Genomic DNA, 13,654 nt, shown 5'->3' with positions numbered 1-13,654 from the left:
GTGCCCGCCGCCTGTCAGGCCGCCAGCTGCGCCGGCAGCGCCTTGTCGTGCAGGACCGTGAGCGAGGTCACCGCGCGGGTCAGGACCACGTACAGCCGGGCCAGCCCGCGCGGCTCCGCCGCGACGATGTCCGCGGGCTCGACGACGATCACGTGGTCGTACTCCAGACCTTTGGCGAGGGTCGCGGGGACGATCAGCAGGCGGTGTTCCTCGGTGGAGTCCGGGTCGAGCACGGCGTGCGGGAGCGCTGCCAGGGCGCTGGACACCTCGCCGACCAGCGTGTCGGGGGCGATGACGCCGATCGAGCCCTCCTTGGCGAGGGCCTCCGCGGCGGCCTCGGCGACCGAGCCGCCCAGTCGTACGGAGAGCGAGCCCAGGCCGGGGCGCAGAGACCGAGGGGCGGCCAGGTCGGGTGCGATCGAGGGGAGCAGGCGGGCCGCGTAGTCGAGGACCTCCCTCGGCACGCGGAAGCCGAGCGTCAGCTCGGTCACCTCGCCCTCGCGCTGGCCCAGATGCTCGAGCACGGACTCCCAGGAGCTCGTCGACCAGGGCGTCGTGCCTTGGGCCAGGTCGCCGAGTACGGTGGCCGAGCCGGTGCGGCAGCGGCGGCCGAGCGCCCTCAGCTGCATTTCGGAGAGGTCCTGGGCCTCGTCGACCACCAGGTGGCCCAGCGAGGGCGTGCGTTCCATCAGGTCGCGCAGCTCGTCCAGGAGCGCGGCGTCCGCGGCAGACCATTTGGCGGACTTCCAGCTCCGGTACGGTTTCCGCCAGATAAGCATTTCTCGCTCGTCAGGCGACAAATCGGATTTAGAGGCTTTTGCTAGGAATTCCGGATCCGAGAGCAGACGATAAAGGACCTGCTCCGGCGTCAATTTCGGCCAGACCGCGTCCACGAGTTGTTTGACCGGCTTCGATCTGGCCACGGCGTCCTGTACCCGGTCGTCGGGCGATTCGCCGCGCTGCTCCATGCGGACCAGGATCATGTGGGCCAGTCGCTGCGCCAATGCCGCCCGGCCGGGGAGATAGCGGGTGGTGCCGCGCAGGGAGGCCACGATCTCGCGTACCTCGTAGTCGGCCACCCGGTGGCGGTAGGCGCCCTTGCTGAACACCAGGCCCTCCTCCGGCTTCACGATGTGCAGCCAGAGTGCGCGTTCGAGCACCGCGGCCATCCTGGCGTCGCCTTTGACCGCGGCCACCATCGGGTCCTCCGGAGCCACGTGGTCGCCGAGCAGGCCCGCCACCGTGGTCTGCTCCACCTTGACCTCGCCGAGCGCGGGCAGCACCGAGGAGATGTAGGACAGGAACGCCCGGTTGGGGCCGACGATCATCACGCCGGATCTGGCGAGCCGCTCACGGTGGGTGAACAGTAGGTACGCCGCCCGGTGCAGGCCCACCGCGGTCTTCCCGGTGCCCGGGGCGCCCTGCACGCACACCGTCTGGGCCAGCGTGGCACGGACGATCTCGTCCTGGTCGGGCTGGATCGTGGCGACGATGTCGCGCATGGGGCCGGAGCGCGGGCGCTCGATCTCCTCGGTGAGGATCTTCGACGGTCCGATCTCCACGCCCTCGCCCAGCGGCTCGTCCTCGTACGCGGTGAGCGTGCCGCCGTGGTAGCCGAAGCGGCGCCGGCGTACGACGCCCATGGGCTCCGCGGGGCTGGCCTGGTAGAACGCGCGGGACACCGGCGCGCGCCAGTCGATGACCAGAGGCTGGCTGTGGCCGTCGTGCACGTGGCGGCGGCCGACGTAGATCGTGCCGGGCAGATCGGCCTGCTCATGGTCGCGACCGCTTCGCTCCTCGTTGGCTCCTTCGTCGCTCTCTCGTCGCGAGCTCCTTCGCTCGGGTGACGCACGGTCGAGGCGGCCGAAGAACAACGGCGTGTCCGGGTGGTCTGCCAGGGCGGCGACCCGCTGGTCGAGGAGGGACTGGAGGATCTGCTGCGACACCCAGTCGCCGGCCGCATCCGCGGACAGGGATTGGGCGTGGGCCCGCATGGCGGCGAGTGCGGCCCTGGACTCGGCCAGGTGGGCCTGCTCGGCGGTCAGGACGTCGGCGGGTATGTCGGGGGCCAGCTGGTGTGCGGGCATGCGAAAGTGCCTCCCGGGTCGGTGACGGAGGTGGTTAAGGCAGCGAATCGACCAGTTTAATAGCGCGCGCCGCGGGCTTCCAACGCATTTACCGGCCCGTGGTGGTGAAGGTCGACCGGGGTGCTGCCCGTCGATTGTCGGGAGGGTGGAATGGGTAGGGATGGGAAGTGGCGCGGCTACAGCTCCGGTTCTCCCCGATCATCCCCACGATCGCGAGCTTCCTCCTCGCGGCGCTGTGGGCCCTGTCGGTGTTCGCGGGCTGGGGCCTGGAGGCGTTCTGCGCGGGCGGCGAGGACTCGTCCACCTGCTCCCAGCGCCTGGGCACGGTCTCCACGGTGTCCGGCCTGTTCGCCGCGCTCGCCGCCTGCTGTACGGCCGCCGCGTGGCTGCTCCCGTGGGCGAGGCGCGACGAGCGGGCGTTCGGGCAGATCATGGGCGCCGGCGTGGTCGCGTGGATCGTCGCGGAGGGTGTGCTGTTCCTCGGCGGGATGCTGGTCCGGTAGGCGCGACCTCCGTCAACGTAACGAAATGTGACAGAACCCTCGCGTATGGAAGCAACCCCGCGAATACCGAAAAAATCGGGCATATCAGGTGGATTTGCCGGATCATGGGGGTATGTCGCAGGCGGCGTGATAGTACGCAGGTGAGGGGGGTGGTTCGCTTGTTGACGGCCCGCGGAGTCTCGTGGACGTGACACCACGCTGAATGCTCGGCCGCTCCGGTGAGCGGCCGGGTCATTCGTCACACGCCGTCGAGCACGTCGTCGGCGTCGATAATCGAGTACGCGTACCCCTGCTCGGCCAGGAACCGCTGCCGATGCGCCGCGAACTCCTGGTCCACCGTGTCCCTGCTGACCACGGTGTAGAACCGGGCACCCCCGCCGTCGGCCTTGGGCCGCAGCACCCGCCCGAGCCGCTGGGCCTCCTCCTGCCGTGAGCCGAAGGTTCCCGAGACCTGGATCGCGATGGCCGCCTCCGGCAGGTCGATGGAGAAGTTGGCCACCTTCGACACCACCAGCACCTGGATCTCCTTGTCGCGGAAGGCCTGGTAGAGCCGCTCACGCTCCTTGACCCTGGTCTCGCCCTTGATGACCGGCGCGTTGAGGTGCTCGCCGAGCTCGTCGAGCTGGTCGATGTATTGCCCGATGACCAGCACCTGCTCACCCAGATGCCGCCGGACCAGTGCCTCGGTCACGTGGGTCTTGGACGGCGTGGTGGCGCAGAAGCGGTAGCGCTCCTCCGACTCGGCCATCGCGTACGCCAGCCGCTCCTCATCCGTCAGTGTCACGCGTACCTCGACGCAGTCGGCGGGCGCGATCCAGCCCTGGTTCTCCATCTCCTTCCAGGGCGCGTCGTAGCGCTTGGGACCGATGAGCGAGAAGACGTCGCCTTCGCGCCCGTCCTCGCGCACCAGCGTCGCGGTCAGCCCGACCCGCCTGCGGGCCTGCAGGTCGGCGGTCATCCGGAAGATCGGCGCGGGCAGCAGGTGCACCTCGTCGTAGACGACCAGGCCCCAGTCACGTGCGTCGAACAGCTCCAGGTGGCTGTACACGCCCTTCCGCCTGGTGGTCATCACCTGGTAGGTGGCGATGGTGACCGGGCGGATCTCCTTCTTCGAGCCGGAGTATTCGCCGATCTCGTCCTCGGTCAGCGAGGTGCGCTTGAGCAGCTCGGTCTTCCATTGGTGGGCCGAGACGGTGTTGGTCACCAGGATCAGCGTGGTGGCCTGCGCGTGGGCCATCGCGGCCGCGCCGACGATGGTCTTGCCGGCGCCACACGGCAGCACGACCACGCCGGAGCCGCCGTGCCAGAAGGCGTCCGCGGCCTCCTGCTGGTAGTGCCGCAGCGCCCAGCCGTCCTGCACCAGCTTGATCGGGTGCTGCTCGCCGTCGACGTAGCCCGCCAGGTCTTCCGCGGGCCAGCCCAGCTTGAGCAGAGCCTGCTTGACGTTGCCGCGGTCGCTCGGGTGCACGATGACGGAGTCGGGGCCGAGCCGCTCGCCCAGCATCGGCTGGATCTTCTTGGAGCGCAGCACCTCCTCCAGCACGGCGCGGTCGCTGGAGGTCAGGACCAGGCCGTTGACCGTATCCTTCTCCAGCCGCAGCCGGCCGTAGCGCGCCATGGTCTCGGCGACGTCGACGAGCAGCGCGTGCGGCACCGGGTAGCGGCTGTAGCTGATCAGCGCGTCGATGACCTGCTCGGCGTCGTGGCCGGCGGCGCGGGCGTTCCACAGGGCCAGCGGGGTGACGCGGTAGGTGTGCACATGCTCGGGAGCGCGCTCGAGCTCGGCGAACGGGGCGATCGCCTTACGGCAATCGCCGGCCTTGTCGTGGTCGACCTCGAGCAGCAGCGTTTTGTCCGACTGGACGATGAGCGGGCCGTCGTTCACGGACATCCTTCCTACGGGTGACCCTTATCCAACACACACGACGGCAGGAACAGTCCCCGATCGGGCAATCAATCGTCGAGAGCTCCGCTGAGGCCGAGGAAGAGGAAGAGGACGACCCCCAGCGCGAAGCCGAGCCCGAGCAGGACCCAGCTCCAAATCACCATGGTACGTGCGCGCTCGGGCTCAGTGCGCGCACGGCTGATCGCCAGCCCGGCGAGGATCGCGCCGGGCACGCCGAAGATGTTGCAGCAGGAGACGACGGCGAGAATGTTGAGCACGAGCGAGACGATGGCGTTGGCGCTGGGCCCTTCGTCGCGCCGGGGCGGGGGATAGCCATATCCGTAGCCGTATCCCGGGGGAGGCTGCTCACCGTAGGGGGCGCCATAGGGTTGGTACGGATACCCCGACGGATCTTGCTGACTCATCTTCACCTCCAGACACGTCAACACTTATCACGGAATGGAGACGTGCCTGACCTCGGTTCGCGATCCTGCGATAGATCGTCAGGTCAGCAGGGCCCGCAGCGCCTTGCGGTCGAGCTTGAGCACGCTCGTGACCGGGATCGCATCGACGAACCGGATCTCGCGCGGGTACTTCACCCGGCCGACCCGATCGCGGGTCCACTCGATCAGCTCCTCGGCCGTGGCCGTACCGCCCGGCTTGAGCTGCACGAACCCCACGACCTCCTCGCCGATGCGCGGGTCGGGGCGGCCGACCACCCCCGACATCACCACGTCGGGGTGCTGGTTGAGCGCGTCCTCGACGTCGCGGGGGAACACGTTGAAGCCGCCGCGGATGATCAGGTCCTTCTTCCTGTCCACGATGTAGAGGTAGCCGTCGTCGTCCACGCAGCCGATGTCGCCGGTCCGCAGCTCCTCACCGACCAGCGCGGTGCCGTCGGGGTCGGGCTCGTGTTCGCCCCAGTAGCCGAGCATCAGCGACTCGCCTGACACGCAGATCTCGCCGACGTCCCCGATCTCCATGGGCTCGCCCTCGCCGTCGCGAATGGTGATCGTGTAGCCCGGCAGCGGCAGGCCGACGCTGCCGGTCCGGCGCCGGCCCGGCGGGTTGAACGTGGTGACGGCGCTGGTCTCGGTCAGGCCGTACCCCTCGAGAATCTGCACGCCGGGCATCCTGCGCTCGAACTCCTCCAGCAGGTCCTTGCCGAGCGGCGCGGCCCCGCAGGTGAGGTAGGACAGGTCGGGCAGCGGGTGTGACTCCAGCGGCTCGGCCAGCAGCATCTGGAGCATGGCGGGCACGACGGTGCCGTACTGGACGCGCTGCTCGGCGGCCAGCTGGAGGAACGCCTTCGGATCGAACCAGCGCATGAGCACGCCCTGCTGCGGCTCCGTGGCGTGCATCGAGGCCACCGTGATGATCATCCCGTACGCGTGGGACAGCGGCACCGGCACGATCGCGCGGTTCTTGCCCTCCTGGTGGGACATGTCCCAGGCGTCCTTGCCGACCTGCCAGAGGCCGCGGTGGCTCAGCATGACGCCTTTCGCCTTGCCTGTGGTGCCGCCGGTGTACATGAGCGCGGCCAGGTCACCAGGGTCCCTGCGGACCGGTCCGTGCTCTGACGCCTGTTCCAGCTCGGCCGTGTCCACGTAGAAGGGGATGTCGACACCGGCGGCCCGCACGGTCTCCTCCAGCTCAGGGGAGGTGACGATCGCCGCCGCGCCGCTGTCGAGGAGGATGTGCCGCAGCTCCTCGGCTCCGACCAGGAACACCACCGGCGTCACGACCGCGCCCGCCGCCCACAGCGCCTGGTAGATCAGCGGCACCTCGGGCGAATTGGCCATCATCACGACCACCCGGTCGCCGGGCCTGATGCCCGCCGCCGCGAACCCGCCGCACATCCGGCGCGCCCGCTCGGCGAGCCCGCGATGGCGGTGCCAGACGCCTTCGTAGAACGTCGCGTCATGATCGTCGAAACGGTCCCATGACTCCTCGGCCAGTCGGCCCAGCGTTTGCTCGGTCACATGCTCAACCTGATGCGACGGGGGACTCGTCGTCAAGCCTCGGCCAGGTTGACTAGTCATTGTGGATGGTGTGCTACTGCGTGGTAAATAGGCCTATATCTGCTTCTGTGGCCGTTCGTGTTTTCTTGTTGTACTAGATCGTGTAAAGGTGGAAGATCTAGGGGAGTGTGAGCGGCTCTGGATGCGAGAACGCGCGAAGTGCCTGGTCAGGCGGCATGGTAACGCAGTGCAACTCTCTCGTATAAAAAGAAGAAACTCGTTGGGTCAAGATATTTTCTGTAGGAAATTTTCTCGTCAGGCACCGAGGTGACTTCGTGACCGATACGCCTGAAGCGGGCGAGATCGACCTCGACTACATAACGCATATCAACGACCGGTTGCGGGCGACGGTCCCACCGGTCACCCGGGACCTGACCCGGCGGGAGGCCGACACCCTCCTGCGCTCCTACCTGGAGCCGCCCGGTTTCCCCGACGCGGTGCGCCGGCTGGCCGCGCACCACCTGCTCGTCCTGGTGGGCGAGGAGGAGGCGGGCAAACGCCTGGGGGCCATCGCCCTGCTGTCGCGCATGTCATTGGCGGAGGGCACGATCACGGTCCTGTCGCCTGCCAGGACCGCCGCCGATCTGCTCTCCAGGACCGAGTACGCGCCGGGCAGGGCGTACCTGCTGCACGACTGGATCGCCGCCAGCACCGACAGGACCGAGCTGGTCAACCTGGCGCGCAAGCTGGCCGAGCTCGGCTCGTACCTGGTCATCACCAGGAACGGCGCCCCCTCGCAGGTCGTCGAGGTGGAGCAGGCGTGGGGCGCGCCCGATCCCGGTGAGCTGTTCGAGCTGTGCCTGAGCACGTATGACCTGCGTGCCGGGCTGGCGCCCGAGGTGCTCGCCCGGGCCAGGGACCGGGCGCCGACCCTGGCCACCCCCGCGCAGGTCGTGCGGCTGGCCGCCGGGCTGGGGCCGGCTGAAGAGCCGGCGGGGGAAGAGGTGGCGGCCTGGTTCGACACCAAGCCCGCCATGCGGGAGGTGCTGGCCGCGGCGGCGCTCGCGTTCACGCACTCGCTGGCCGAGCCGGCCTTCGAGGCCCAGCGCGCCCGGCTGGAGCGCATCTGGCAGGCGCATGAGCGCGGGCCGCACGCGCCTGCCCGCCCTCATCCGCTCATCGCCGTCTCCGGCGGCCTGGTGACCTTCCGCGTGCCGCGCCACCGCGAGCAGGTGCTCGCCGAGCTGGTCGCGCGGTACGGGTTCTGGTTGTGGCAGCCGCTGCGCGAATGGGTCAGGTCGCTGGCCGGTGAAGGACTCGACATCCGGGTACGGGCCGCGGAGGGTGTGGCGGCGCTGGCGGCGTACGCGCTGAAGGACGCCCAGCAGGAGTTCCTCGAGGTCTGGGCACCCGGGACGGCGGCGGAGCGGCTGGCGGCGGCCGAGACGTTGTCGTTCATGTGTGCCGACGACACGCTGGCGCCCGAGGCGCTCAGGCTCGCGCTGGCCTGGGCCACGGACCCGGCCAGGTCGACGGCGGCGGCCTTGGCACTGGCCGGCGGGCTGTCGATCAGGTACCCGGCCGACGCGCTGAGTGGCCTGCGACGGCTGGCCGCCGGCACCGGGACCACGGCGACCATGGCGGATCGGTTGCTGGTCAGACAGACGGCCGAACGCGCTAGAGTCCGGCCACGCCCGTGATGCGGTGCAGGGCGAAGCGGTGGACGGCGGCCCTGGTCTCGTCGTACGCGGTCAGGTAGCCGCCCTCCATCCTGGCCGGCTCCAGGATGCGCGAGGTCGCGTTGCCCTGCGAGTCGAGGTAGCCGATCCACACGCGTACGCCCTGCTTGATGGCCTCCTGCAGGGCCGAGATCGTGTCGGTCGCGGGCCCACGCGGCACCTGGCCATTTGGGGCCTCCACGGGCTCGCGCCGTGCCAGATGCGCCGCGTCGCCCGCCCGCAGCGCGCGGACGGCCGCCGCGACCACCCCGGGGTCGATGCCGTTGGCCGTGGACGCAGCGCGGACCGGCGCCGCCGCCTCGGTGCGGCGGCTGTCGAGCTGCGAGATGATCACGTCGCCGTCGAGCGACTCGGCCACGGGCGCGTACCCCATCGCCCGCAGCGAGTCCACCAGCGCCGCCCGGGACGATCGTGAGGCGATCACGGTCGGCGCGAGCCTGCGCAACCGCAACGCGGCCGAGCGCCGGTCGGCGGTGATCTGGTCGAGCAGCGCGGGGTCGTCGCAGCGGATGTACGCGCTCGCGGTGCCCACACGGATGCGCCCGTGCCGCCGTGCCACGTCGGTCACCAGGTAGGACAGCGCCTGCGGCACCGGCGTGGCCGAGTGCCTGGCCAGCATGGCCACCAGCTCCTCGCCGCCGTGCCCGGCGTCCAGCGCCCGCCGGATGGAACCCTCGCTGAACCGGTAGACCGTGGCCCCGCCCTTCGACTCGACGTCGGCGGTCAGCGTCATCCAGCGGTTGAGCTCGCTCGTGAGCGGCCCCGGCGCGACCGCGGTCAGGTCTGCCTGGAGCAGCACGTGATCGACCGGCTCTGGCAGCAGCGGCGTGAGCAGGCCCGCGGCGTCCGAGCCCTCGATCAGCGCCCGCCCGTGCCCGGACAGCGCGCCCAGGCCGGTCACGCCGACCTGCTCGGCCTCCCGCAACGCGAACTCGGTCAACTGCTCGCGCAGCGGGCCGCGGCGGCGTGGTTTCTCCCACGCCAGCCTTTCCAGCACGGAGTCGCGCGCGGGCGCCAGGCCCGGCGCCGCCGCCAGCACGCCCAGCGTGGCGGCCCGCACGCCGGGCGCGGAAGAGCGGCGTAGGTCGGTGTGCAGGGCGTTGAGCGGCCTGTCGCGTTCGTCCCGCTCGCCCACCAGCCCGGGCATCCGGTCCATATGCAGCCATGTGGCCGCCAGCGTGACCCACCGGTCCGCGGTCCCCCTGACCCGCCACAGGTCGTAGCCGGGGGTCGGCAGCCACTCGCCGTCCACCCCACCGCCGGCCGCGATCAGCCCGGCCGCGTGCGCCACTTCGACGACCAGGGCCGCCACCCACTCGGGCAGGTCCAGCTCGCTCGCCGTGCGCTTCAGGTCCCGCACGCCCAGCCCGCCGGTACGCAACACGCCCGGCGGCTCGATGCTCCACCGCTCGCACAGCTCCTCGACCGACCTGACGAACGAGAACGCCTGCCCGGCCGCCGTCCGGTCGGCCAGCTTCCGGTCGCGGACGGCACCCTCGAGCGGTGGCGGCACGGCCAGCAGGCCACGGTGTACCCGCCCGCCGCGCAGGTAGAGCCCCACCTCGCGGGGCAGTGTCACGCTCTCCTCGCCGGTCGCCGCCAGCAGGCCGCGGGCCAGCAGCTCCTCGATGGGGGAACGGGCCGAGTCACGGCGCACCTCGCGCCTGGCGTTGGGCACCCGGCCGGTCGGCGGGCCCCAGGTGAGCTGGTCGAGCGCAGCTCTGGCCCCGGGCGACACCTCCTCGATCAGGGCGGCGGGCGCGGCCAGCACGGCAGCCAGGCGCTCCTTGCCCGAGCCCGCGGTGCCCGGCGCGACGTCGTCGGCCATCTCGTCGAGCTGCTCGGGCGGATGGTGCCGGAACGCGTCCACCGCCCTGGGCCCCAGCCCGGCCGGGTCCTCCAGGACCTTGCGTACGCCGGGGCCGAGGTCGAGCGCGTCCTCAGGGCCGTAGACCAGGGCGAGGTCGCACAACCTGTCGAGCGCGGTGGACAGCGCGGGCTCGGCGTCGCCGTCCTCCAAGGCCGCGCTGACAAGCTCGCGCAGGCGTTCCTTCGGCACCGGGCCGTCCTGCGCGGCGAGCGTCTCGACGACGGCGAGCGTGAAACGGTCGAGCCGGTCGAGCGCTCTGCCGATCGCCGAAGGGCTGGCCGCTCGCGACGCCAAACCTTCCAGGTGGGCGGGCACCGGGGTGATCAGCTCGGGACGCGCGGAGACGAGCGCCCGCAGCTGTTCGTCGGTACGCCCCCTGATCCACTCCGTGAACTCCATCGTTGCCATGGTATGTCCCCCCTGATTGGGGCAGCATGGCTTGACGTGATAGAGCGCGCGGACCAGCTCGTGCTGAACTACGTCTCCAAGGCCGCTGACGCGGCCCACGGCGTGCTGCGGGCCGACCAGCGGCTGGACTTCGCCAGGCGGCTGCGAGCCAGGATCGAGGCCGAGCGGGGCGGCAGCCAGAACGCCCGAGAAGTGGCGAAGGTGCTGGCCAGGTTCGGCGATCCGGTGGCGCTGGTCGAGCGTGAGGCCCGCAGGCTGGCCGAGGCCGCGGCGGACGCCGCTGACCGGGCCGGCGCTTCCGGCACGGGTGAGGCCTCAGGCGCCGGTGGTAGTCGCGGGGCCGAGGCGGGTCAGGGAACGGGATCCACGATGCGTTTCCCCGCGATCGTCGACGACCAGGACACGCCGCCGGGCGTGCGGGCGTACCGTCGGATCGCTCAGGAGCGCGTCGCGAGGTCGCCAGGCCGGGGTATGCCGTTCGCGGGGCTGCGACGCGCGGCCATGGCCAGTGCGAACCCGATGGCCACGGGCGGCAGGGACGCCAGGACGATCGTCAAGGAACACCCGCGCGAGACGGCCGCGATGGTGATCCTGGTGGTGGCGGCGTTGCTGGTGCCGTTCGACCTGCCACTGCTGGCGATCTTCCCGGTTCCGCTCATGGTGTGGGCGGGGGGTGCGGTGATGGTGCTGTTCGGTGAGAGCTGGGCGGCTCGTGACCGGTTCCTCGGGGTGGGCGCGCCGCTGCTCGGCTACTCGGTCGGCGGGGTGCTCGTCGGCGGCCTGCGCGTGGGGAGCGAGCCGGGGCTGAATGCGTTCCTGACGCAGTTCTGGGCCGTGAGCGGCATCATGTTCATGATCGGTACGGGCATCGGCGTGGTGTGGCTGGCGTACCGGCTGCTCGACGTCAGCTGACCGGCGCCGGGCTCGGGAGCAGACCGACCGCCAGGCGTACCCAGGCCGCCACGAACTGGTCCTTTTCCGCGTGGCCGGGGAGCTCGCCCACGGTCTCCTGGAACAGCCGGTAATGCACGACGGCGCCGCCGAGCACCGCCGAGATGCCCGTCCAGTCGAGTTTGGCGTCGCGGTATTCGGGCTGCGCGCGGAACCAGGTGACGATCGCGTCGAACATGGGCTGCAGCAGCCCCTCGCGGACGACGGCGACCAGCTCGGGGAACTGGCTCAGGTCGCGGAAGAACACCCGGGTCAGCTCCGACTCCTCGCGTACCTTTGCCAGCCCCGCACGGCAGAGGAGCGACAGGCGCTCTTCCAGATCCACGGAGGCTTCCATGCCGCTCAGCTCGGCGAGGCTCTCGGCCACCTGCGTCCTGGTGCGGGCGGCGTGCTCGTTGATCGCCGCGGCGAGCACCTCGTACTTGGACTTGAAGTGCCTGTAGAGGCCGCCGGCGCCGGGAGACAGCCCTGAGGCGGCCTCGATCTCGGCCACGGACGTGGCGGAGTATCCCCGCTCGGCGAACAGCCGCAGGGACTCATCGATGATCCGCTCACGGGTGGATCTGGTCATGTCTATCCTGATACCTCCGCATCGAGAGTAGTCGTTACGGAGCGGCGCGTCGGATCAGGCTCGCCAGCGCGGAGCCGATGATCAACCAGACGATCGCGGCGAGTCCGTAATTGACGAGCGTCGTCCAGCGTGGCTCGGCGAGCTGGAACAGGTTGGCCAGGCCCAGGGACAGCGATGCGGCGAGGGACTCGACGAACTGGTACCAGACGTTGGCGGGGTTGGCACGGAAGACCGTGAACAGCGCGTACAGCACTAAGGAGAGCGCCGCCACCCTGGAGGCCAGCCTCACCAGGGAGGCCAGGGACGCCACGACCCGCTGCCATGCCGTGACGGGCGACCCGAGATGTCTCGCGGGCCTGTGCGGGCGGGCGGGAGCGGAGGAGGCGACGAGGCGGTCTCCGGTCTGCGGCGGCTTGGGGGTGTCGGTCACGGCCGCTCCTCTCCGATAAGTAATTCCTTTCTTCCCATTCCAACGGTCCCACAACAAGGGGCGTTACGCAGAGTAGAAGCGGGTTTGGCATCCTGCACGTGTGACGACTTCGGTGGGATTCGACCTGGACATGACATTGGCGGATACGCGGACGGGCATCGCGGCGGTTTACGACGAGCTGTCCGTGCGGTTGGGCGTGCCGATCGACAGCGCAGCCGTAGTCTCGCGGCTGGGGCCGCCGCTGGAGGTAGAGCTGGCCAACTGGCTGCCTGCCGAGGAGGTCGCCGCGGCGGCGGACCTGTATCGGGAGATCTATCCGGAGATGGGGGTTCCGGTGCACACCGCCATGGAGGGCGCGTACGACGCGATCGCCGCCGTACGCGCGGCCGGCGGCCGGGTCATCGTGGTGACCGGAAAGAACCCGCGGGACGCCGTCGGCACGGTCGAAGCGCTCGGCCTGGTCGTGGACGAGGTGGTCGGCTCGCTTTTCGGCGCCGACAAGGGATCGGCACTCGCGCGGTTCGGGGCCGCGGCCTATGTTGGTGACCATGTCGCGGACATCGAGGCTGCACGCGCGGGCGGCGCCGTGAGCGTGGCCGTCGCGACCGGTCCCTACACCGTGGGAGAGCTGCGTGAGCACGGAGCCGATGTGGCCCTGTCTGACCTGACCGAATTCGCCACGTGGTACACCGGTTGGTCCCAGCGCGACGAACTCCGGTAATTCACCGGCATTTATGCGCTCGCTCCAGTGCTCATCGGGGCATAACCTACATCCATCCAGCTTTTCGACTGTTTGAACGAGGTCCTCCTGTGCCGAGTGGCAAGGTCAAGTGGTACGACGCCGACAAGGGATTCGGCTTCCTCACCCGCGACGACGGCGGTGAGGTCTTCGTGCATTCCTCCGCGCTGCCCACCGGCGCAGGCCCGCTCAAGCCCGGCCAAAAGGTCGAGTTCGGGGTGGCCGAGGGCCGCCGCGGCCAGCAGGCGCTCTCCGTCAGGATCCTGGAGCAGCCGCCGACCCTGGCCAAGCCCAAGCCCAAGGCCAAGCGGAAGAAGCCGGACGAGATGGTCGTCATCGTCGAGGATCTGATCAAGCTGCTCGATGAGATCTCGACCTCGTACCAGCGGGGCAAGCATCCGGACGCGGCGCATGCCAAGAAGATCGCGCAGGTGCTGAGGGCCGTCGCCGACGACGTCGACGCGTAGGGCGGAACTGAGGGCGCGGTGGGTCGCCGGGCGCGGCCCGCCA

Annotated in this window: 12 protein-coding genes; 5 read left to right on the top strand and 7 right to left on the bottom strand. The window is 70.2% G+C overall.

All coding sequences use genetic code 11. The features are described from left to right. Positions 1 to 14: 14 nt before the first annotated feature. Positions 15 to 2,087 carry a HelD family protein gene (locus ACTWPT_RS25215; protein ID WP_443179910.1) on the bottom strand — a complete coding sequence of 691 codons (2,073 nt, stop codon included), beginning with the start codon at positions 2,085 to 2,087 and terminating at the stop codon, positions 15 to 17. A 167-nt stretch (positions 2,088 to 2,254) separates the two neighbouring features. Between ACTWPT_RS25215 and ACTWPT_RS25210 the strand changes: the two genes are divergently transcribed. Then, positions 2,255 to 2,590, top strand: a complete 336-nt coding sequence (locus ACTWPT_RS25210) for a hypothetical protein (protein WP_443179909.1) — start codon at positions 2,255 to 2,257, stop codon at positions 2,588 to 2,590. A 238-nt stretch (positions 2,591 to 2,828) separates the two neighbouring features. Here the strand turns inward: ACTWPT_RS25210 and ACTWPT_RS25205 are convergent, their stop codons facing one another. From ACTWPT_RS25205 to ACTWPT_RS25195, 3 genes are all read right to left on the bottom strand, one after another. Further along, complete coding sequence (locus tag ACTWPT_RS25205) at positions 2,829 to 4,481, bottom strand: DNA repair helicase XPB (RefSeq protein ID WP_443179908.1); 1,653 nt, start codon at positions 4,479 to 4,481, stop codon at positions 2,829 to 2,831. A gap of 62 nt (positions 4,482 to 4,543) precedes the next feature. After that, positions 4,544 to 4,900, bottom strand: a complete 357-nt coding sequence (locus ACTWPT_RS25200; protein ID WP_443179907.1) for a hypothetical protein — start codon at positions 4,898 to 4,900, stop codon at positions 4,544 to 4,546. A 78-nt stretch (positions 4,901 to 4,978) separates the two neighbouring features. Next, complete coding sequence (locus ACTWPT_RS25195; RefSeq protein ID WP_443179906.1) at positions 4,979 to 6,457, bottom strand: class I adenylate-forming enzyme family protein; 1,479 nt, start codon at positions 6,455 to 6,457, stop codon at positions 4,979 to 4,981. Positions 6,458 to 6,771: 314 nt separating this feature from the next. On the opposite strand from ACTWPT_RS25195, the gene ACTWPT_RS25190 reads away from it, so the two are divergent. Next, on the top strand, positions 6,772 to 8,136 hold the full coding sequence (locus tag ACTWPT_RS25190) for a hypothetical protein (protein ID WP_443179905.1): 1,365 nt from the start codon (positions 6,772 to 6,774) through the stop codon (positions 8,134 to 8,136). Here ACTWPT_RS25190 and ACTWPT_RS25185 read toward each other — a convergent pair. Then, complete coding sequence (locus ACTWPT_RS25185; protein WP_443179904.1) at positions 8,114 to 10,444, bottom strand: helicase-associated domain-containing protein; 2,331 nt, start codon at positions 10,442 to 10,444, stop codon at positions 8,114 to 8,116. The two genes, ACTWPT_RS25190 and ACTWPT_RS25185, sit on opposite strands and share 23 nt — an antisense overlap. 45 nt (positions 10,445 to 10,489) lie before the next feature. Between ACTWPT_RS25185 and ACTWPT_RS25180 the strand changes: the two genes are divergently transcribed. Further along, positions 10,490 to 11,365 (top strand): hypothetical protein, encoded by an 876-nt coding sequence (locus ACTWPT_RS25180; protein WP_443179903.1) that lies wholly within the window; start codon positions 10,490 to 10,492, stop codon positions 11,363 to 11,365. Here ACTWPT_RS25180 and ACTWPT_RS25175 read toward each other — a convergent pair. After that, entirely contained in the window at positions 11,358 to 11,975 is a 618-nt protein-coding gene (locus ACTWPT_RS25175; protein ID WP_305919670.1) for a TetR/AcrR family transcriptional regulator, read from the bottom strand. The two genes, ACTWPT_RS25180 and ACTWPT_RS25175, sit on opposite strands and share 8 nt — an antisense overlap. Positions 11,976 to 12,009: 34 nt before the next feature. Continuing rightward, positions 12,010 to 12,405 carry a hypothetical protein gene (locus ACTWPT_RS25170; protein ID WP_443179902.1) on the bottom strand — a complete coding sequence of 132 codons (396 nt, stop codon included), beginning with the start codon at positions 12,403 to 12,405 and terminating at the stop codon, positions 12,010 to 12,012. 100 nt (positions 12,406 to 12,505) lie between these two features. On the opposite strand from ACTWPT_RS25170, the gene ACTWPT_RS25165 reads away from it, so the two are divergent. Together ACTWPT_RS25165 and ACTWPT_RS25160 are read left to right on the top strand one after the other, a co-directional pair. Next, entirely contained in the window at positions 12,506 to 13,126 is a 621-nt protein-coding gene (locus ACTWPT_RS25165; RefSeq protein WP_443179901.1) for an HAD family hydrolase, read from the top strand. Positions 13,127 to 13,215: 89 nt separating this feature from the next. Next, positions 13,216 to 13,611, top strand: coding sequence for a cold-shock protein (locus tag ACTWPT_RS25160; RefSeq protein WP_443179900.1), 396 nt, complete (start codon positions 13,216 to 13,218; stop codon positions 13,609 to 13,611). Positions 13,612 to 13,654: the final 43 nt, after the last annotated feature.

This window comes from Nonomuraea sp. 3N208, from assembly GCF_052245935.1.
Lineage (GTDB): Bacteria > Actinomycetota > Actinomycetes > Streptosporangiales > Streptosporangiaceae > Nonomuraea.
The sequence above is the reverse complement of the archived record's forward strand: the minus strand, read 5'-3'. Positions and strand labels throughout refer to the sequence as shown.